Annotated in this window: 25 protein-coding genes; 3 read left to right on the plus strand and 22 right to left on the minus strand. The window is 54.7% G+C overall.

What is annotated here, in order from left to right:
- Window positions 1–30: 30 nt before the first annotated feature.
- The 7 genes from HMPREF3142_RS26850 to HMPREF3142_RS26880 are packed head-to-tail and all read right to left on the minus strand — an operon-like array spanning window position 31 to window position 6,731.
- Window positions 31–1,110 carry a phage tail protein gene (locus HMPREF3142_RS26850; protein ID WP_070612935.1) on the minus strand — a complete coding sequence of 360 codons (1,080 nt, stop codon included), beginning with the start codon at window positions 1,108–1,110 and terminating at the stop codon, window positions 31–33.
- Window positions 1,111–1,161: 51 nt separating this feature from the next.
- On the minus strand, window positions 1,162–2,280 hold the full coding sequence (locus HMPREF3142_RS26855; protein WP_070612938.1) for a hypothetical protein: 1,119 nt from the start codon (window positions 2,278–2,280) through the stop codon (window positions 1,162–1,164).
- 9 nt (window positions 2,281–2,289) lie between these two features.
- A complete protein-coding gene (locus HMPREF3142_RS26860; protein ID WP_070612941.1) occupies window positions 2,290–4,239 on the minus strand; it encodes a CotH kinase family protein in 1,950 nt (649 codons plus the stop codon).
- Between the two features lies 1 nt (window position 4,240).
- Entirely contained in the window at window positions 4,241–4,915 is a 675-nt protein-coding gene (locus tag HMPREF3142_RS26865; protein WP_224275228.1) for a phage tail protein I, read from the minus strand.
- The gene (locus HMPREF3142_RS26870; protein ID WP_070612946.1) at window positions 4,905–5,813 is read right to left on the minus strand and encodes a baseplate assembly protein; all 909 of its coding nucleotides are present in this window, start codon (window positions 5,811–5,813) and stop codon (window positions 4,905–4,907) included. Before HMPREF3142_RS26870 ends, HMPREF3142_RS26865 begins: the two co-directional genes overlap by 11 nt.
- A complete protein-coding gene (locus HMPREF3142_RS26875; RefSeq protein WP_070612949.1) occupies window positions 5,800–6,162 on the minus strand; it encodes a GPW/gp25 family protein in 363 nt (120 codons plus the stop codon). Before HMPREF3142_RS26875 ends, HMPREF3142_RS26870 begins: the two co-directional genes overlap by 14 nt.
- The gene (locus tag HMPREF3142_RS26880; protein ID WP_070612952.1) at window positions 6,159–6,731 is read right to left on the minus strand and encodes a phage baseplate assembly protein V; all 573 of its coding nucleotides are present in this window, start codon (window positions 6,729–6,731) and stop codon (window positions 6,159–6,161) included. Before HMPREF3142_RS26880 ends, HMPREF3142_RS26875 begins: the two co-directional genes overlap by 4 nt.
- A gap of 95 nt (window positions 6,732–6,826) precedes the next feature.
- On the opposite strand from HMPREF3142_RS26880, the gene HMPREF3142_RS26885 reads away from it, so the two are divergent.
- Complete coding sequence (locus tag HMPREF3142_RS26885; protein WP_141751821.1) at window positions 6,827–7,525, plus strand: hypothetical protein; 699 nt, start codon at window positions 6,827–6,829, stop codon at window positions 7,523–7,525.
- Window positions 7,526–7,527: 2 nt separating this feature from the next.
- On the opposite strand, the gene HMPREF3142_RS26890 is transcribed toward HMPREF3142_RS26885, so the two are convergent.
- The 12 genes from HMPREF3142_RS26890 to HMPREF3142_RS26940 form a co-directional block, all read right to left on the minus strand.
- Window positions 7,528–7,971: a phage virion morphogenesis protein gene (locus tag HMPREF3142_RS26890; protein WP_070612958.1), complete on the minus strand. Its 444-nt coding sequence runs from the start codon at window positions 7,969–7,971 to the stop codon at window positions 7,528–7,530.
- A complete protein-coding gene (locus HMPREF3142_RS26895) occupies window positions 7,964–8,395 on the minus strand; it encodes a phage tail protein (RefSeq protein ID WP_070612961.1) in 432 nt (143 codons plus the stop codon). The genes HMPREF3142_RS26890 and HMPREF3142_RS26895 overlap by 8 nt, the downstream gene beginning before the upstream one ends.
- A complete protein-coding gene (lysC, locus tag HMPREF3142_RS30045; RefSeq protein ID WP_224275225.1) occupies window positions 8,358–8,603 on the minus strand; it encodes an Rz1-like lysis system protein LysC in 246 nt (81 codons plus the stop codon). Before lysC ends, HMPREF3142_RS26895 begins: the two co-directional genes overlap by 38 nt.
- On the minus strand, window positions 8,491–8,919 hold the full coding sequence (gene lysB / locus HMPREF3142_RS26900; protein WP_070612964.1) for an Rz-like lysis system protein LysB: 429 nt from the start codon (window positions 8,917–8,919) through the stop codon (window positions 8,491–8,493). Before lysB ends, lysC begins: the two co-directional genes overlap by 113 nt.
- On the minus strand, window positions 8,916–9,299 hold the full coding sequence (locus HMPREF3142_RS26905) for a DNZ54_00345 family protein (protein ID WP_070612967.1): 384 nt from the start codon (window positions 9,297–9,299) through the stop codon (window positions 8,916–8,918). Before HMPREF3142_RS26905 ends, lysB begins: the two co-directional genes overlap by 4 nt.
- Before the next feature lie 4 nt (window positions 9,300–9,303).
- On the minus strand, window positions 9,304–9,813 hold the full coding sequence (locus HMPREF3142_RS26910) for a lysozyme (protein WP_070612970.1): 510 nt from the start codon (window positions 9,811–9,813) through the stop codon (window positions 9,304–9,306).
- Window positions 9,794–10,009, minus strand: coding sequence for an HP1 family phage holin (locus HMPREF3142_RS26915; protein ID WP_004134639.1), 216 nt, complete (start codon window positions 10,007–10,009; stop codon window positions 9,794–9,796). Before HMPREF3142_RS26915 ends, HMPREF3142_RS26910 begins: the two co-directional genes overlap by 20 nt.
- 3 nt (window positions 10,010–10,012) lie before the next feature.
- The gene (locus HMPREF3142_RS26920) at window positions 10,013–10,216 is read right to left on the minus strand and encodes a tail protein X (protein ID WP_064149446.1); all 204 of its coding nucleotides are present in this window, start codon (window positions 10,214–10,216) and stop codon (window positions 10,013–10,015) included.
- Complete coding sequence (locus HMPREF3142_RS26925) at window positions 10,216–10,680, minus strand: head completion/stabilization protein (protein WP_070612973.1); 465 nt, start codon at window positions 10,678–10,680, stop codon at window positions 10,216–10,218. Before HMPREF3142_RS26925 ends, HMPREF3142_RS26920 begins: the two co-directional genes overlap by 1 nt.
- Window positions 10,681–10,775: 95 nt before the next feature.
- Window positions 10,776–11,429, minus strand: coding sequence for a phage terminase small subunit (gpM, locus tag HMPREF3142_RS26930; protein ID WP_070612976.1), 654 nt, complete (start codon window positions 11,427–11,429; stop codon window positions 10,776–10,778).
- Window positions 11,430–11,432: 3 nt separating this feature from the next.
- Window positions 11,433–12,485 (minus strand): phage major capsid protein, P2 family, encoded by a 1,053-nt coding sequence (locus tag HMPREF3142_RS26935; protein ID WP_070612979.1) that lies wholly within the window; start codon window positions 12,483–12,485, stop codon window positions 11,433–11,435.
- Between the two features lie 16 nt (window positions 12,486–12,501).
- A complete protein-coding gene (locus HMPREF3142_RS26940) occupies window positions 12,502–13,335 on the minus strand; it encodes a GPO family capsid scaffolding protein (protein ID WP_070612982.1) in 834 nt (277 codons plus the stop codon).
- A gap of 140 nt (window positions 13,336–13,475) precedes the next feature.
- Between HMPREF3142_RS26940 and HMPREF3142_RS26945 the strand changes: the two genes are divergently transcribed.
- Together HMPREF3142_RS26945 and HMPREF3142_RS26950 are read left to right on the plus strand one after the other, a co-directional pair.
- The gene (locus HMPREF3142_RS26945) at window positions 13,476–15,239 is read left to right on the plus strand and encodes a terminase ATPase subunit family protein (RefSeq protein ID WP_070612986.1); all 1,764 of its coding nucleotides are present in this window, start codon (window positions 13,476–13,478) and stop codon (window positions 15,237–15,239) included.
- Window positions 15,239–16,261 (plus strand): phage portal protein, encoded by a 1,023-nt coding sequence (locus HMPREF3142_RS26950; protein WP_070612988.1) that lies wholly within the window; start codon window positions 15,239–15,241, stop codon window positions 16,259–16,261. The genes HMPREF3142_RS26945 and HMPREF3142_RS26950 overlap by 1 nt, the downstream gene beginning before the upstream one ends.
- Window positions 16,262–16,310: 49 nt before the next feature.
- On the opposite strand, the gene HMPREF3142_RS29210 is transcribed toward HMPREF3142_RS26950, so the two are convergent.
- The 3 genes from HMPREF3142_RS29210 to HMPREF3142_RS28785 are packed head-to-tail and all read right to left on the minus strand — an operon-like array spanning window position 16,311 to window position 17,963.
- A complete protein-coding gene (locus HMPREF3142_RS29210) occupies window positions 16,311–16,613 on the minus strand; it encodes a nucleotidyltransferase domain-containing protein (protein ID WP_141751822.1) in 303 nt (100 codons plus the stop codon).
- Entirely contained in the window at window positions 16,610–17,263 is a 654-nt protein-coding gene (locus HMPREF3142_RS26955; RefSeq protein WP_070612990.1) for a hypothetical protein, read from the minus strand. Before HMPREF3142_RS26955 ends, HMPREF3142_RS29210 begins: the two co-directional genes overlap by 4 nt.
- A 4-nt stretch (window positions 17,264–17,267) precedes the next feature.
- The gene (locus HMPREF3142_RS28785) at window positions 17,268–17,963 is read right to left on the minus strand and encodes a hypothetical protein (RefSeq protein ID WP_077270080.1); all 696 of its coding nucleotides are present in this window, start codon (window positions 17,961–17,963) and stop codon (window positions 17,268–17,270) included.
- Window positions 17,964–17,989 lie beyond the last annotated feature (26 nt).

A 17,989-nucleotide genomic window follows, 5' to 3' on the forward strand; every position in this document is an offset into this window, starting at 1 on the left:
GGCTGATTTGTTCGGGGTTTTACCTGTCCATCAGGAAACGCGGCTCCAGCACATCAGCAGAGTGTGAGCCTCCACCACGCTGAGCGATTTACTCTCGCCGAGGTTATCGGTTTTGCCGCTGACTGAGTGACCGTGACCCGGTACCGTGTATTCGTGGTCGTGCTCGCCCTCGTCAGAGGTATAGTTTCGCGTCCTGCGGCTGTCATTATCGGAGCCCACAATATAATTACTGTCCCAGGCCTCACCTGGCCCCGCCATCCCGCCTTTGTGCTTATGTCCGCCGCCTCTGCCGGTTCTCAGATTCTGCGCCTCCACCTCAGAGGCTGAGCCGGTTACATCAATCTGCACGGCGGGGAGATTAGCCCGCTGCAGGGTTACGGTATCGCTGCCGCCGTTGGCGCCGACGTTCGAACCGTCTGCTTTTGCCACGCGGATGGTTCTGTTCTCACCGGTATACGTCCACGTTGACCACGGGTAGCGTTCATTCGGGTCCACATGCTGGCTGTAAAACCGGACCGTGCCGACAGGGTTTTCCGCTTCCCAGAAATCACGAATGGCGGTGCTGACCGCTGATGCAATGGCCTCCCTTGTCTCATTCTCCAGGGTGGAAACAATGTCATCAGCATAATCTTTGGCGTTGTTCCCCGCCCGGCGGACTTCTTCCACCGTCGCCAGGATGACTGACGGGTCCGCAATCATCTGCACATCGGCAGTCTGGCTCACCATCAGCCAGATATTAATTACCTGAAAACGTCCCGACCCTTCCGCCAGAAGCGGCTTGTAGGATTCGGGCAGGTTCGCCACCGCCAGGCAGATGCCGGTCTCGTCAAAGAGTGCGGCTTCGCGTATCCAGAAGCCCCCGGCCTGCGGCGGCATTATCATTTCGGCGCGGATAACATTTGCCGCCTGGTCGGCGATAACCAGCCGGTTTAACGGTGCGCGGTACTGCTCGTTAATCAGGGCGGTCTGGTCCGGGGACGGCACCGGCAGGACGCCGCCCCCGTCACCGACGGCCATGTGAGTGATACCCAGGGGGATACCCTTCACCGCCGCAGCGGCCAGGCGTTCAGCCCCCTGCGCGGTCAGTATGGCGCTGAATTTTTTACTCATAAGGCAGTCCGTAATAGCGGGCTTCCCCGCCGGAGCGGGGAAGCCTCGTGATTAACTCAGGGGCGCGTAATACACCGGGCGCAGCCCCATCTCGGAATTCAGCACTTCGATATTGTTGGCAAAGCCAAACTGGAAAATATCGTTCTTACCGCGCACCGGATGCATGCAGCTTGTCGCGCCCGCGTTGTAGTTGACGGTCGACCCCGCCGGGACAATCGCCTTACCGGTCAGGGACGGCCACACGCCATACAGCTCCAGAAGATTTTTTACCGCTTCCGGCAGCGTGTTCTGCGGCTGCACGAAGGTCCCGCCCCAGGCAGGGTGATAAAACTCGTTGTCAGCCAGCCCGGTGGTCTTTGTCACCGCCCGCACGCTGTTGGGGGTGGTGGCCACATAGTCCGCCGTGGTGGTGTTCCCGGTATGTGTCGGGGTGATAAAGGCCCCGGTCACCGCATGGATGGCGTACCAGCCCGGCACATCAGCGCCGTGCGCACTGAACACTGCGGAGGAGGCGAGCGCGGCCTCATTGCCGGTCCCGTAGAGCTGGATTTCGCCGCCCACCACGCGCGCGCCGTAGGTGCGCTCCCAGACGTTTCCGGCAAGGTCGCTGATACCGTTGTATTTTTTGTCCTGGCGATAAGAGACCGGACCGGAGCCGGTATAAATGCGCGGAGACTGCGAGGACAAATCGCCCGCCTCTTTGCCGTCGATACGGCGCCCGGTCTGGGTCGCGTCCAGCGCGGACTTGCCGTACACATCAGCCCCCAGCGGACTGTAGCGGCTTTTCACCGCCATCGCCTGCATCAGCGCCCACTCGACCGACGTCATGCCGTGCCAGGTGCTGCCCATCGCTTTCAGTAACGGGAAAAGGGTGGCGCTGGTTGCGTTACAGGCATTCGCATCCACACTGGGCAGACTCAGGACCTCACCGTTCAGCACGCATCCCTGATAGGTTCCGACATACAGGTACGGGATTTCCCTGTCGCCCTGCTTAAAGGCCGGGTGTACGCCGGAAATCCCCAGCGCCGGGTTCAGGCTTTCGATACTGACCTTCGGGATAATATTCACAAAGGTCGGCTGTCCCTTCGGGGTATACAGCACCGTCTGTTTTCCGCCCGAAGCCGCCTCAACGGAGGCCCGCAGCGCATCTTTGACTAAAATCGTGGTCATGGTGGGTCCTTACTGTTGGTAGCTGAAAAAAGTGTCCAGGTATGCAATACGCTGTCGGGTCCAGTCCATCATCTGGTCCAGACTGGTGATGCTCAGGGAGGGCACATTCGGCCATTTTTCATATTCAGCCTGCATCAGTTCCGGGGTGTAACGCCCCAGCAGGTCGCGGGCCAGCTCCAGCACGCCGCGCTGTGAAAACAGACCGTTATCCCGCAGCTCCGCATAGCGGGCATTCATTTCCGCCTGGAAGGTGGTACGGACCTTCTTCCAGAAGGTGCGGTTGACCTGCATGGCGAGACCGTTATCAAACAGATTCAGGTCTGGCGGATAGGCAATCGACGTCCCGGCGTAATGCAGACCAAAGGTGGTATCCAGGTCATAGGGCATGAAAAACCATTTCATGCCGTCCCAGGTGATAAACGTGGTGTTCTTCTGTACGCAGTCCGGGGCGCAGATAAAGCTGAGGAAGACGTAGAAATCCACCACGTTGTTTTTATCCAGATGTGTACCGGCGGCGGCGGTAAACGCGTCCTGTGCGGACTGCGCGAAGTCCCGCCAGCGGTCGAGGCAGGCAGCCGTTTCCGCCGTGGGTTTCGAGGGTGAGTCCATCACCCAGGTGCCGTTATCCGTGAGCGCCGGGATGTTAATCGCCCCGTCCCAGATAATCATGATTTGCTCCGGGCTGTTTTTGGCGATGTTGTAATCCTTGCGCGACGAGTTGTAGAGAAAATCCCCTATCCCGTAAAACTCACCGTTGATATACAGCACGCAGGCGTACCCCTTCGGGCAGCCGATGGCACCGGTATCAATGGCGCTGGCCCCCAGTTTCCCCACGTAGCTGTTATCAATATCCCGGCGCGGCCAGCCGCTGCGGGTCGCCATCACCTTCTGCCACAGGTTGTAGCAGAGCACATTGCGCAGGTGGGTCGAGTCAATCCAGTTCGCCTTGAAAATCCATTTGTCCTTCGGCACCACATCGCCGATTTTCAGGCTGACGTTTTCGGTATGTGCCGCGTCGGCAAACAGCTCGAATTTCATGTTCTTTTTCGGATACCCCGCCGACGACGCCCCCTGAACCTTGAAGGACACGTATGCCGTAAACATCTCCCCGTCGACGTCCACCTTTAAGTTGCCGTTAACCGGGTTGTCCTTGCTGGTCGGCGCGCCGCTGTCGGAGGTCACGTCCAGGCGAATCAGACCGCGCGGCTCACCGAAGGCAAACACGCCCGGATATTTCGCCTGCGCCTCCCGGTTTCCCGTGCCGGTGCCTGCCGCTGAGGGGTCGAAACCGTCGAGCGGGAGCAGCTGACGGGCCAGCACCTGGAACGCATAGAGGTTACTCAGCTGATGACTTTCCACCTCTTCGGGGGTGGCCTCCACCAGAGCCAGCGCCCCCATACCGGACTGAAACGCCAGCATCAGCGCCTGAATCTGGTCTGACTGACTTTTTTGTGAGGCGGCCATGCTGGTCACCTGCGCGGCCATCTCATCGAGACCGAGCTGCATCAGGGCGGCCGTCAGCGACTGAAGACCGGACTGCAACGCGGTCAGGCCATCCAGCGCTGAGCCGGTGTCCTGCTCCAGCTGCTGGCGCAGGGACGTAATCGCCTGCTGGCTTGCCAGCGCATTCAGCCGGTTCGCCTGGCCGTTGTGCTTCTGGTAATAGATAAAGGCCAGCAGTTGCCCCTCGCTGTCAGGCACCACCACGCGAAAGAGTTTCCCTTCCGGCGTACCGGCAAGCCCCGCAAGGGTGCCGTCCGGGTCATTCGGGGTCATGAAGAAGGTGTAATCCCGGTAGTCCTGCAGCGACTCAACGGCGGTTTTTAAATAGCGGGTACGGTTCGCCAGTTGCCGGGCCTGTTTGTTTGACGGGCCATAAATCCCACCCTCCACCCGGTCTTCGCGCGCCAGCAGGTAAACCTCATCTTCCCATTTTGTCTGTTCGTTAATTGCACTCATGTTATTCTCCTGCGTAAACACCACGGCCATCGTGAAAGGTGCGACCGTCATAGCGATATGAGTCTTCCCCGCGCGGGTTTTCGGTATAGGTGACTGACCCGGAATGGAACCCGCCGCCGTCATAACGGGCAGCCTCATCCGGCGTATATTCCGGCGGATACACGCTGATAACCTCCCCGCCGCACGAGGCCGCGCCGGTATACACCGGTCCGGTGGTCCCCGCTGACAGTGACAGGCGGGCAATGTGGCGGCTGACCGGCCTCGCATCGCCAATAATCCGCTCCAGCTCCTTAATCATCGTTTCGGTAATACCGATATCATTCAGGTCAATCTCAAGGCGGAACGTCCCGGCGGGGTCGGCGACCTCCCACCACTCCTCAATGGTCATTGAGTAGCCCAACCCCTCGATCACTCGCTTAACCGCTGCCACGGTCCCCTTGCGCTGATGTATCCAGAACGCATCACTTACAGCCTGCCGCTTTGCGGTTTCCGTCCAGGTTTCCTCCCAGCGGTCCACAGAAAACGCCCAGGCCAGATACGGCAGGAATTTCACCGGACACTTCCATGGGTTCCAGAGATCACGCAACGGCACGCTTAAATCACTGATACCTGAACAGGCCTGCGCCAGCCTGCGCTCCAGCGACGACGATCCCGGCGGTAACAGGCTATTCATCAGAGCCACCAATTTCTGCTTTAAAATCGGTGCAATAGGACGCCTGCGTTTTATCTATCACCATGTCAGCCAGGGGCTGCATCAGCTCAACCCGCTGCACGCCCTGAACATGCAGAGCGGCATAAATCGCAGACAGCCGCACATCACGCCCCAGGCGACGCTGCTCATTGATGTATGCTGTGCCCTGCTCTTTCGCGGCAGCGAGGATGGGTTCCTTTGCCGGGCCGGGATAGACATACAGAACCGCGTCGATTTCATAGCGGACAATCTCAGCAGAGCGGACGCTCACCCGGTCCGCTACAGGCCGCACGGCCTCATCATTCAGTGCAACACCAACTACCTGCAACAAGTCATCCGGCGCAGTGCCATCACCGTCGCGGGCCAGAATCGTCACCACGACTTCCGCCGGTGCCGGGCTGAATGCTGATGCATCTGCCACACGGCCATCGGCGCTCAGCGCGTGAAATTCATACGCGCCAACCGGCCCGGCAACGCTCATCCCTTCAAATGCGGCAGGAATGCGCTGGCGATAATCCGCGTCCGATTCCATTTCCGCCTCAGTGGGTGGCGTGGTGGTATTGTCTGCTGAGGTGATCACCCGGCGCTGCACGTTATTGTTAGCGCCTAAATTATCCAGGTCATCATTGCCGGAATAGGCCACCATGACGGCCCGTGCCGCCTCGTTAATCCGCTGGCGCAGCAGCAGCTCCCGGTACACGTTTTCCTGCAGCGTTTTAACGATCGGCTCTGACTCAAGCGTTAGCGTTCGTGCCACGGCTTCCCGCTCTTCTGCCGGATAGAGTGCGACAAACTCCGCCTTACGCTCTGTCAGCAGGGTTTCAAAATCCGGCTCATCCACGATCTGCGGCGGCGGCAGCTGGGAAAGGTCAATAACGGCCATTAGTTGCTCCTGTCGATACGGACAGCGATACCGGCACACCGTCATTGCGCTGGCCTGCCAGCTCAATCACCATTGCGCCATCCATGCTGCTGCTGTTAATCGTGATGGTGTCGAGTTGCAGCCGCGGCTCCCAGCGCTGCAACGCGACGTATACCGCCGCCATGATCTGCAGGCGCAACGCCGAGTTTTGTGGCTGGTCAATCAGCACGGACAGCAGGGAACCATATTCCCGACGGGCAAGACGGCTACCCTGCGGCGTCAGTAAAATATCCCGCACGGACTGGCGCAGGTGGTCCGTTTCCGTAATGGCCTGGCCGGTATCGCGATTCATCCCGATATAGAGCGTCAAATTGGATCTCCCGTTGTTCCGCCGCTGTCGCCAGGGTGTTTATGCTTATCGGCCACAATGCCGTTTGACGTCATCGCTCCGCCGCCGTGGGTGACGTCGCCATTCAGGATCACGTTGCTGTTAATACGGGTCGTGTCAGCCTCGAGCACAAACTCCTCTGTTTTGCAGGAAACTAGCTGCGAGGATTCGATAAGCACGGCTTTAACGCCCCGGATAATCCAACGCCCGGTGGCCGGGTCGTATTCGAACCAGCCACCATCCTCGTACGCGGTCACGTCCGCGCTTTCAGAGTCTGACGGCGGAGGGCACGCGTCGGAGTAGATGGCCGGAAGCGCAAACGCTGTTTCCAGATTGCCGCCCAGGCTGAACAGCACCACCTGCTCCCCCGGTGACGGACACCACCAGGTGCGGGATTTACCTGCGCGGTAGGTCAGCCAGTTAATCCAGTTGGTTTCGAGGTCGCCTGTTTTCACCCGGCATAGCCAGTTGTCCCGGTCCACATTCGTGACAGTTCCTGTGCGGATCAGATTGGTGATAAGGCGCATGATTTCGGTTAATTGTGCATTCATAGGGAAATAATGCCATTTAAACGATTGAAATCTTCCTTGGATGGTTTGTATAGTTACTGACACAATTGATGGATAAAAATTTTGGGGAAGCTTTTATGTCAGTTCAACAAGAGACACCAGATACTCAAAAAAATCGTACACCTGAATATCAAGAAATATTAAAAGTATTAGAGAAAAGAGCAAGCAAATCCAGAATGACAGTTATCATTTTGATATATTCCATGATGATTGCAGCGTCGATTGTAGCGGGAGCCGCCTATTACATTAAAACAAACCAATCGCCGATTAGTGATCTTACAAACTACCTATATACTATTTCCGAAAAAGCAAAAACTGAAGCAGCACTAAAAGAATTTAAAGAATCCTTTCAAGCGCTATCTAAAATCAGCAATCTAACTTCTAATGAAATAAATCAACACAGTAATATTGCTGAATCACAGCTCAAAGCTTCAGTTCTCAATAGTCTTATCGCCAATAACAGCCCTTCAGAAAAAATCTCCGCATCAATTGCATCAGTTTTACTAAGTTTCTCGTTGATATTATTTATTGGTTTCGTAATGAAATCCATTTTAGTCTTTATAAGATATCACATGCAATTAGGTACTGACTTCGACAACCAAAAAATAGCTTTCATCCTTAGCAAAGGTGACCAAGCTCAATTCCAACAATATTTATCATCTTTGAGAGACCATAATGTCAGTTTCGAAAAAACCCCAACTTTGCCTCAAGAAAAAATAATCGCAAGTCTTATTGAAGCTTTAGGGAATGCCAAAAATAAATCAAAAGATGTTTAATATTAGGTAATCCAACGCGATAAAGTTTCGCGGGTGATAGATTCCACCTCATCATTCCCCCCCAAAAGACGACGGGCCGCGTATCGAACCTTCGGACCATTGTCACTGATACGGTCACGCAGACCGTAATGATGAACGCGGGCAATACGTTGCACTCTGCCCTCAAACTCGACACTGGCAGAGTCCGGGCTGGCGACGGCTTTCAGGTATTTTGCGGTGCGGAGTTTTGCAAACATCTGCCGCCGGATGCGGCCCTGCTTCGTTCGGGCTGTTACCCGCCGTGGTTCGTATGCTGTCCCGTCCGGGTTACGCTGCATCCGGATATTTTTCTGCTGGCTGCGGCGCAGCTGCTGCGCCAGCTCCCGCATCATGCGCTTACGTGCTGCTGGCTCCAGCCCCGCCAGCAGCGCATCTAACCAAGCGTCAACTTCCTGCAGCTCAGCCACGGCGCACCGCCCACATTTCGTCCGGTTCGTCCGGTTCCGGCACCGCTTCGACACTGGACACGTCACTATCAGCACTGACGATCACGCGCTCTGTCAGCTGCAGGTTCAGGCTGATATCGCAGATATCATTGCGCAAGATATCAACCTCAAACGTAAACAGTTTTTCGCGCAGCTCCGGGTTATGGATAGCATCGGGCTGATTCTCCATCAGCCAGGCCAGCACAGGAGCCATCAGTAATCCCTGATCATCGCTGAAATCCACGACCACCACGTTAAGGGTATAGCGATACTCCCAGGACAACGACGCTGCGCCGGTCGCCACCACCGATCCGTTATCCACGAATAAATGCAGCTTGTCCGGGTTGTCCCGGACATACGCCACGGCTTTATTCAGGGCGAGGCGTAAGGACTGAGGTTTGTTCACTGTTTCGCTCCTGGCAGGAAATTATCATGTCCACCTTGTCAGCACAGATCGACCAGGCCGCCTCCGCCTCATCCAGCGCAGCCAGCAAATCGCCGTTAGTGCTGGCCGCTGACTTTTCCAGGCGGCACTGCGTCACCCCGGGACAACCATTCACGGTAAGCTGCACCTCCGGCGAGGGCCGGACGTTCGCGCATCCTGATAATGTCAGGAGGCAAAGGAGTACCAGCCCAGCGGCGCAAATCCTCGTTTTCACGTTTTAGCTCCTCAATCCGGCGCTGACGGCTTCGCAGCAGCGCGTTTGTACTTTCTGCCGCCGCGTAAAGCCGCGTCTGCTCCCGGTTGTTGGTTTCGGACAGGATGGACAGGGCGATCAGCTGGCTGTTCGATTTTGCCAGTTTGTCGCCCGCCGTTTTCAGGTCCCCGCCTTGCTGATCGATGGTGTGGCTGGCCTCATTCAGTCGCCATGACTGCCAGCCCAGCGCTGCCAGTACGAGCGCCAGAATAACCGCCAGCGCGCGCGTCATACCGTCACCGGCTGCGCATCAACAACCTGCGCACGCGGGACCTTAATCGCGACCAGCGTCAGCAGATAAAATGCCAGGGTGACAACGTGCCCCGTAAAGGCGAGAAAAATCACAAGCAGTGAACGCCTGGCCCATCTGATCACCGGGTTTCCTGGCGTACTGAAAAAGCGGGTCAGCGCCTGCGTTGCCTCTTCCCGATGAATGCCACCCGCATACCACCCAGCCAGGCAAAGCAGCACCGCCACCCAGACCAACAAACAGGCGCCCCAGGTCAATGCGGTGACCAGCGCCGAGGCCATGCCGTTTGGGACAAAGAGACTTAAAATCATCAACGCCGCGTACAGCACCGAAAGCAACCCACTGATAAACGTCTTCTTCATTTCGTTATGCTCCTTTCAAGCACCAGGCCAGCTCCCGCCCGCGGCGGTTATCCAGACCCTGATTAAATATGCCTTTGACATATACCCAGCGCGGCAGCTGATAGCAGGCATCGCGCCAGCGCTTCTGATTGATAAACTTCACCATGGTTGAGCTGCAGGCATTGCCCGTGCCGACGTTGAACGCCAGCGACACCAGGGCGTCATAAACGTACTGCGGCACGCTCACCAGGACACACCGCGCCAGCGCGGTTTCTACCCGTAATACGTTAGTGATGAAGTTCCCCGCCGCCTGCCGCTCTGTGATGGTCTTTCCCGGCACCACGCCGGACGTGTTACCGATGCCGTCGGTCCACACGCCTGCGTCGCACTGGTACGGCTGCAGTCGGCACCCTTCGTAATCAGCAATCAGCTGCAGCCCCTCCACTGAGGTGTGGAGCTGCTGGAAATTGGGCAGCGTGGCAGCGATGGCCAGCACTGTACCCACCAGGCAGCGCTTAACGATTGAAGGATTCATATTCCCCCTGGGTTATCTTCCCGCCGCGTAGCAGCTGATAGGTTTTGTGTTTGTAGTACCAGTTGATCGCCAGCATCAGCAGACCAATCAGCACGCCGCCCACCGTAGAGGCGTCTTTCAGCGATAAATCGCCCATCCACGCCAGCAGTACAGCGATGCAGTACGTAATAAAGGCGCTGATCCGTTCAAGGGTCATAATTCAGTCCCATAACTGGACGGTCTGCACCGTGGTAGTGGTCGCAATATCCGGCAGCTCCACCTGCAGCCCGTGAGGTAAAAAAGGGCCATGCTCAGCCAGCCCCGGATTTGCCTGCAGTACCTGCTCCGTGACGCCTCGCGTGCGCCCGTAATGACGCCAGCAAAGCGCATCCACCGTGTCACCCTGGTACGCACGCACTTTCATCAGATCAGCTCCACCTTACAGTGGGGCGCATCCTGCACCCGGCTGATCGCCCAGCGGGCATCGCGCCACAGATCGCCGCTGGCCTCCGCCAGCTCATCGCCTCGTTTGACGCCGGATGCCGTGGCGTCGTAGTCCTGATAACGCTCATTCACCTGCGCACGCGCCCAGCAATACACGGCGTTGTGGTAGTGGTGGATGCGCTCGCTTTTGCCGTCCAGCTCTTCCGCCGGTACGTCTGCCAGGGTCTGAAACCCCAGCGCCTGCTGGCGCTTGCGGAATTCGTACAGCTCTGCGTTAACCTCCGACATCGCAGACCGGATAAGCTGCCCGAGACGCGGCGACGTCACCGTGCCATCCGTTCGCATCACACTGCGAAAATCCGACAAATCCACATCGGGCCAGAATGGGGTGTTTTTGATGACCTCCGCCTGTTCTGGCGCCTGTTCTGGCGCAACAAACTTCATGCGGGTTTTCTCCTGAAAAGGTGGGCGGTGAACGGGATTTTGATAAGGCGCTGCCTGTCGCCATCCCGTGCCGCCCGTGCGCGGGGCACGTTCCGTTAGTGGCTGTTACGCAAATGGCGCTCAAGCCGCTCTTTGTCTTTTTTCACGCCGCAGCGGGGATCGAGCTGCAGCGCAAACGTGTAGTGGTTCAGTGCTGCGGCAGGGCGGGACTCGCAGATCACAGCGGCAATGGCTTTATGCAGTCGGGCGCGGGACTGGTCCGGCATGTCCAGAGCATCCGTCAGCGAAAGCGCCTGCAGCAGCACGTCAGCAGGGAATTCAGCTTTCATGCGCTGCGCGGCCTCCGCCTGATCTGCCAGCTCTTCAGCAACAACGGTCTGCACATTTCGGCGGCCCAGCGCCTGCGGCAGCACCCAGCCATGCTTGATCGCGTGCGCCGCAATCTGCAGGCCACCGGCAAAATCACCGGCATCGATACGCCAGAGCATCAGAAACATCAGCACGTCATCCTGCTGCGCTCCACCGGCTGCCAGCACGCCATCCGCCCAGGCGGTATATTTGGGTAACAGCTCCACCTTGATTTGTGCCTTTTTCACGGTGGACTGCACACCCTTGAGGCGGCGGCGGTCTTCTGCCAGCTGCAGCAGCATCAGGTCATACCCCGACGCATGGCGAACACTGCCGCCCTGACGGGCGGCCTGTTCAGCCTGAACGCGCAGGCGGTGCTGCCGTGCGGGACTCAGGCTCATGCGTTACTCCCCTGCTCCGGCGCTGAAGTCGCCGATGGTGATGTTTTCCACCAGTGCCACGCAGCGGTAATCCTCCACCACATACGCCTCGTTGACGGATTCGAAGTTTTCGATGCGATCGCGTTTCGGGTTATCAATGACCGAACGGCGGCGGGTATCTTCCTGCCAGTAGATGGACAGGTTATCCAGACGGGTGATCAGCACGGCATTAGCCGGGAATGACGGGGCGCGGACAGCCTGCAGGCCACCCATGCGTTTCTGGCTGATAATCAGATCAGCAGCCAGCGCCTCCGTGTTTGCCTGGTCCTTATTGACCAGCGGGAAATACTTGTCGGACAGCAGCTCACGACCACAGATCACGACCAGTTCGGCGTCATCCTGGAAAATAGGGTCAATCAGCTCATTGACAGCATCCATCACCAGCGCATCCAGGTTGGCATATTTACCGCCCTTGCCTACCTTCACCGGGTCTGCGGTGGTAGTGCCATCTTCTGCCGTGGTGCTGCCCATCACGCAATCCGGGGCATCTTCGCGGACCTTCTGCAGCCAGCCTTTGCTAACGTCCTGCAGCAACGGATTGGCGGCACGGTCTGAGGTTTTGGCACGATTCACGCCATTAAATCCAATCATGATGCGGTCCAGCGCCTGACGTTTCACGATGGCGTTACGGATGCGTACCTGAAAATCCTGGAATTTCGCCCACATATCCAGTTTTGCGTAGGTCAGCACCGTATCAAAGTTGGTCTGTTCGCATTTGTACTCAACATCCACCATCTCAGTGGGATCGGTTGGCTCGCGCTCCTTCGTGGTCGTGTCAGTGGTCCCGGCAATGGTGCTGCCGACGCCCAGGCCCAGAAGCTGGCCTGACTGCTCCGCCACACCAATCACGTTAACCATGGTCAGAAATGCCGCGGACTGCTGGATCTGGTCTTCCAGCGTCTGCTGCACCGACGGCTCAACGGTGAATTTGCTGGAAAGTTCTTCCACTTCCACATTGTTCAGGCGTGCCAGTTGCTGCAGGTAGGCGTTAAAGGCAAAACGGGTTTTATTTTTCATTAGTTCTTATGCTCCATCAGCAATTGGTCAGGGTGCCTGCCGGTGCGTTACCGCCCGGCGCGCGCTGGCGATAATCTTTGCGGCTGTCTTCCTGTTGCAGTTGCTGCTCCAGTTCCGCAAAAGCGGTCTGCTGCTCCTGCAGGGAGGTTTCCAGCGCAGCAAGGCGCTTATCCTGCGCGGACAGGGATTGATCGGTGCGTTCGCTCAGGTTCTGCTGCTCGGTGGCGACCAGCTCAACGGCACGATGCACATCAGAAAAACGCGCATCATCGGTTTGCTCTTTTTTGGTAAACATCGCGGTGACGCGGGCAAAGAGGGAGGTTTTTTCGCCCTGGACCTCTTCCCACTCGATCAGCGTCTCTTCTGCGGCAGTAAAGAGGTTTTCCGGGCTCTGTTTGCGTCCTGCCAGCGGGTTGCTTTTGGCGCTGGCGCTAAACTGCAGCATTTCTGTACCCAGGCTTGCCGGGTCGTCAGTCGCTGCCAGGCCAACCAGGTACGCTTTGCCGGTATCAGCAAAACTGGTATTGACCTCCATGGAGGTGAACAGCTTTTGCAGCTTGCGGGTATACGCCACCAGATCAGCTGACGGGGTGATCCACGCATACAGGGCCATTTTCCCCTTCAGCGGGCCATCCGCAATTTCTTCAGCCTCCAGCTTATCCACGGTCCCGAAACGGCGGAATGGACTGTCCGGGGTGTAGCCCTTGATGTGTTCCAGATTAATCAGCGCGGTATAGACCTGCGGGTTATAGCTCGCCGCCATCTGCTCCAGCCAGGCACGCTCGATGGTGCGCCCGTCCGTTGTTGCCCCTTCCACACCAATGCGGAAGCGTTTTGCTTTAACTGCCATTTGAGCGACTCCATCAAATAACTCAGTGAGGCCTTATGGTTACTGTGATGGAGGGGGTGAAACAACGCGCAGACCTTGTGCGGTAAACCACACAAAAGCCAGCCGGGGAAAGGCTCAGGGTAAGCCCGTATGTTTGTCCCATGGAAACGATGACCCCCGCAGAGCTCGATCCCCGTCGGCAGGCACTACTGCTGTATTTTCAGGGATACCGCATAGCCCGCATTGCAGAAATGCTGGGCGAGAAAGCCGCAACCGTTCACAGCTGGAAAAAACGCGATAAGTGGGGCAGCTATGGTCCGCTTGACCAGATGCAGCTCACCACGGCCGCGCGGTACTGCCAGCTGATCATGAAGGAGCAAAAAGAAGGGAAGGATTTTAAGGAAATTGACCTGCTGGCGCGCCAGTCCGAGCGCCACGCTCGCATCGGAAAATTTAACAACGGCGGCAACGAGGCCGATTTAAACCCGAACGTGGAAAACCGCAACCGCGGCCCCCGCAAACCACCTGAAAAAAACCTGTTCAGCAACGAACAGATCGAAAAGCTGGAAGAGATTTTCCGCGCTGGCATGTTCGAATATCAGCGCCACTGGTGGGAAGCAGGGATAAAGCATCGTATCCGCAACGTGCTGAAGTCCCGCCAAATCGGGGCAACGTATTACTTTGCGCGTGAGGCACTGATCGATGCGCTGGTGACTGGCCGCAACCAAATTTTCCTGTCAGCAAGTAAAGCTCAGGCGCACGTGTTTAAGCAGTACATCATTGAGTTTGCCAAAGAGGTCGATGTAGAGCTTAAAGGCGATCCGATGGTCCTGCCGAACGGTGCCACACTCTATTTTCTGGGGACCAATGCCCGCACCGCGCAGAGCTACCACGGCAACCTGTACCTTGATGAATATTTCTGGATACCGAAATTCCAGGAGCTGCGAAAAGTCGCCTCGGGTATGGCGCTGCACAAAAAGTGGCGGCAAACCTATTTTTCCACCCCGTCCAGCCTGACGCACAGCGCCTATCCCTTCTGGTCTGGCGCGCTGTATAACCGTGGTCGCTCAAAAACGGACCGTGTGGATATCGACCTGACCCACTCGGCGCTGGCGGCTGGCCTGCTTTGTGCTGATGGTCAGTTCCGGCAGATTGTGACGGTGGAAGATGCCGTGCGCGGGGGCTGTAACCTGTTCGACCTCGACCAGCTGCGACTGGAATACAGCCCGGACGAATACCAGAACCTGCTGATGTGTGAATTTATTGACGATCTCGCGTCTGTGTTCCCGCTTTCAGACCTGCAGGCCTGCATGGTGGACAGCTGGGAGGTCTGGGAAGATTTTCATGCACTGGCGCTGCGTCCGTTTGGCTGGGGCGAGGTGTGGATCGGATATGACCCTGCGAAAGGCACCCAGAACGGTGACAGCGCCGGGTGCGTCGTTATCGCCCCACCATCCGTTCCCGGCGGCAAGTTCCGCATACTGGAGCGCCACCAGTGGCGGGGAATGGACTTCCGCGCCCAGGCAGAAGCCATCCGCCAGCTCACACTGCAATACAACGTGACCTATATCGGCATTGACTCCACCGGCGTCGGTCACGGCGTTTATGAGAACGTCAAAGGCTTTTTCCCTGCCGTCCGGGAGTTTGTCTATAACCCCAACGTCAAAAACGCCCTGGTGCTCAAAGCATACGACATCATCAGCCACCGCCGCATTGAGTTTGACGCCGGTCATACCGACATCGCGCAGTCATTCATGGCTATCCGCCGGGCCACCACCGCCAGCGGCAACCGTCCGACCTATGAAGCCAGCCGCAGCGAAGAAGCCAGCCACGCCGATCTGGCCTGGGCAACGATGCACGCTTTGTTTAACGAACCGCTGCAGGGCGAGGCAGCAAACACCATTAACATCGTGGAGATTTTTTAATGACTGAGAACACCGTACAGGACTTCATGCCGCCTGACGTACAAAACAATGATTCAGCATCTACCCAAGCGTTCAGCTTTGGCGATCCCATTCCTGTACTGGACCGCCGCGAACTACTGGATTATGTGGAATGCGTACAGATGGATCGCTGGTACGAACCGCCGATAAGCTTTGACGGACTGGCACGCACCTACCGCGCCGCGGTACATCACAGCTCACCGATTGCCGTTAAGCGCAACATCCTGACCAGCACGTTTATCCCTCACCGGCTTTTAAGTCAGCAGGCATTCAGCCGTTTTGTGCAGGATTATCTGGTATTTGGTAACGCTTATCTGGAAAAGCGCACCAACCGGCTTGGCGGCATTCTCTCGCTGGAGCCATCGCTGGCGAAATATACCCGGCGCGGAATTGACCTTGATACTTACTGGTTTGTGCAGTATGGCATGAGCACACAACCGTATGAGTTCACCAAAGGCAGCATCTTTCACCTGATGGAGCCGGACCTGAACCAGGAGATTTACGGCCTGCCGGAATACCTGTCCGCCATCCCCTCGGCCCTACTTAATGAGTCCGCCACACTGTTTCGCCGTAAGTATTACATCAATGGCAGTCACGCCGGGTTCATCATGTACATGACTGATGCGGCACAAAACCAAGAAGACGTGAACAACATCCGCCATGCGATGAAAAGTGCCAAAGGGCCGGGGAACTTCCGCAACCTGTTTATGTACTCCCCCAACGGAAAAAAAGACGGCATCCAGATCATCCCACTGTCAGAGGTCGCGGCAAAGGATGAATTTCTGAACATTAAGAACGTGAGCCGTGATGACATGATGGCAGCGCACCGCGTACCGCCGCAGATGATGGGGATTATGCCGAGTAATGTTGGGGGTTTTGGGGATGTGGAGAAAGCTAGCAGCGTTTTTGTTCGGAACGAGTTAGTCCCCTTGCAGAGAAGGTTGCAGGAAGTGAATAAATGGTTAAACGAAGAACCAATTCAATTTGAAACGTATACATTGTAAAAACGATTATCTTTTATTAAATATAAAAAAGAAGATGATTTTTAACATATCAATTACATAAATATTCAATAATGAATTGCAATGGTAATGCTCCAACACCTTTTATAAATTGCAATTCATTTTCTTCATCATGTGATAACACAACCAAGTGAATAGGAATAAACAAATCTAGTGTTTTAAACTCTCGTCTAAGCAATGTGCCATTAATATCCTTTCCAACAACGAGAACATCAATATCGTTAGCCTTACTGAAGTTAATTAAAGAAGAGCCAAAAATATAAACACTTACAATAGATGGATAATGTAAATGGACTATGTTATAGATCGAAGTTACGGCTCTTTGGAGGTTCATTTTTTAGCAATCCTAATTAACAAGTCCTTTAATTTATAAATTTCAAGCCCCATACTTTTCGCAGCTTCTTTAGATTGTGATGTCAGCCTTCCATTAGGATTGGATGAGAAGACGATATCGCAAGCCCCATGTATATCAATCGCATTTCTTACAGCTTCCGCTGTCATATCATAATCATTTACTACAACAATTAGCAGATCATCCAACCCATACCTTTCAAGTCGATATTTTTTATTTGTTTCTCGTCGCACTGCACTAACTTCTTGATGCTGCCTGAACACTCTATTTATGAACATGTGCTCTTTATCAAGTTGTTCATGCGGTCTATCATATTCCAATGATGCAGCAATACGACCAAAGGAATCAAAACCAATACTTTTACTATCAAGTAAATCCAAAGCATCACCGGTTATGAAATCAACACCACCTTGAATTGACAAAAGATCAACATCTTTATCTTCTAAATATTCGTATAAATCATGGTAATTTATACTTCCAGTGTTTACTCCACCAATACAGTACATGTTTCCTTTTGTGGTAATGACTTGCAATGTTCTATTTTCTTTAACTGTAACACTTGCAACATTATCATTTTCACTCAGAGCTTTCGCCATCCAAGAAATATAACCTGAACTCATGCTTATACTCATTCCATCATCCTTTAAAAAGTTCCTGCGCTTCTTCAGGGAAGACACTACCATTAACATCAGTCACACCCAAGTGTTTTGATTCAAAATCATCAATATGCAGGCATAATCTTGAAAAAACAACCTTTTCAGGCTCATTTAGTAAATGATAATTTTTTTCCACAAGACGTTGTATTTTTCTATTATTTGGCAATATATGAGATTGTATTTTTTTCAACCAAATCACTGCACTTGGCTCTTCTGGATTGATACTATTTTCTGGAGTTGGTCCATATGTTAAAAATATCATATAATTATCACTATAATATTTTTCTAACTCACTTCTAACAGCTTCTCGACTCTCGTATGTTTTAACATCAAAAGTTGCATTGATTTTATCTATATGCTCACTCTTCCAAGACCTAATCATTTCATCTGTAAAATGTTCTTCCGCCTTATCGATTGTTGTATGGCAATTAGCACATAAGAGAATGATATTATCGAAATGACCTCGTTCCTCGTCAGTAAGATCAACATTAGTTCTTGGACCATTATCAATAGCACTGAAAATATGAGCTAGCTCACCGATTGTTATATTTTTATCTCCAGCATCAACAAACAGTGGTTGTAGACATTGCGGATTTTGACAAAAACCCCCTGAACTAGCAAAAAGCCGCCTAACTGTGTTTGCATTTGGAGAAGCCTTTCCCCTCTTACAGGCCATAAAAACACCTTACATGTGCAGAAATC

Source organism: Klebsiella sp. HMSC16C06 (genome assembly GCF_001808325.1).
In the GTDB taxonomy this organism is placed as follows: domain Bacteria; phylum Pseudomonadota; class Gammaproteobacteria; order Enterobacterales; family Enterobacteriaceae; genus Klebsiella; species Klebsiella variicola.

Bases quoted from the DNA above. Each gene is read 5' to 3' on its own strand.
- HMPREF3142_RS26860 (WP_070612941.1), bottom strand. From the start codon at position 4,239: ATGAGTGCAATTAACGAACAGACAAAATGGGAAGATGAGGTTTACCTG.
- HMPREF3142_RS26850 (WP_070612935.1), bottom strand. From the start codon at position 1,110: ATGAGTAAAAAATTCAGCGCCATACTGACCGCGCAGGGGGCTGAACGC.
- HMPREF3142_RS28785 (WP_077270080.1), bottom strand. From the start codon at position 17,963: ATGGCCTGTAAGAGGGGAAAGGCTTCTCCAAATGCAAACACAGTTAGG.
- HMPREF3142_RS26920 (WP_064149446.1), bottom strand. From the start codon at position 10,216: ATGAAAGTGCGTGCGTACCAGGGTGACACGGTGGATGCGCTTTGCTGG.
- HMPREF3142_RS26870 (WP_070612946.1), bottom strand. From the start codon at position 5,813: ATGGCCGTTATTGACCTTTCCCAGCTGCCGCCGCCGCAGATCGTGGAT.
- HMPREF3142_RS26925 (WP_070612973.1), bottom strand. From the start codon at position 10,680: ATGAAGTTTGTTGCGCCAGAACAGGCGCCAGAACAGGCGGAGGTCATC.
- HMPREF3142_RS26935 (WP_070612979.1), bottom strand. From the start codon at position 12,485: ATGAAAAATAAAACCCGTTTTGCCTTTAACGCCTACCTGCAGCAACTG.
- HMPREF3142_RS26945 (WP_070612986.1), top strand. From the start codon at position 13,476: ATGGAAACGATGACCCCCGCAGAGCTCGATCCCCGTCGGCAGGCACTA.
- HMPREF3142_RS26910 (WP_070612970.1), bottom strand. From the start codon at position 9,813: ATGAATCCTTCAATCGTTAAGCGCTGCCTGGTGGGTACAGTGCTGGCC.
- HMPREF3142_RS26905 (WP_070612967.1), bottom strand. From the start codon at position 9,299: ATGAAGAAGACGTTTATCAGTGGGTTGCTTTCGGTGCTGTACGCGGCG.
- HMPREF3142_RS26880 (WP_070612952.1), bottom strand. From the start codon at position 6,731: ATGAATGCACAATTAACCGAAATCATGCGCCTTATCACCAATCTGATC.
- HMPREF3142_RS26950 (WP_070612988.1), top strand. From the start codon at position 15,239: ATGACTGAGAACACCGTACAGGACTTCATGCCGCCTGACGTACAAAAC.
- gpM (WP_070612976.1), bottom strand. From the start codon at position 11,429: ATGAGCCTGAGTCCCGCACGGCAGCACCGCCTGCGCGTTCAGGCTGAA.
- HMPREF3142_RS26955 (WP_070612990.1), bottom strand. From the start codon at position 17,263: ATGAGTATAAGCATGAGTTCAGGTTATATTTCTTGGATGGCGAAAGCT.
- lysB (WP_070612964.1), bottom strand. From the start codon at position 8,919: ATGACGCGCGCGCTGGCGGTTATTCTGGCGCTCGTACTGGCAGCGCTG.
- HMPREF3142_RS29210 (WP_141751822.1), bottom strand. From the start codon at position 16,613: ATGAACCTCCAAAGAGCCGTAACTTCGATCTATAACATAGTCCATTTA.
- HMPREF3142_RS26915 (WP_004134639.1), bottom strand. From the start codon at position 10,009: ATGACCCTTGAACGGATCAGCGCCTTTATTACGTACTGCATCGCTGTA.
- HMPREF3142_RS26855 (WP_070612938.1), bottom strand. From the start codon at position 2,280: ATGACCACGATTTTAGTCAAAGATGCGCTGCGGGCCTCCGTTGAGGCG.
- HMPREF3142_RS26940 (WP_070612982.1), bottom strand. From the start codon at position 13,335: ATGGCAGTTAAAGCAAAACGCTTCCGCATTGGTGTGGAAGGGGCAACA.
- HMPREF3142_RS26885 (WP_141751821.1), top strand. From the start codon at position 6,827: ATGTCAGTTCAACAAGAGACACCAGATACTCAAAAAAATCGTACACCT.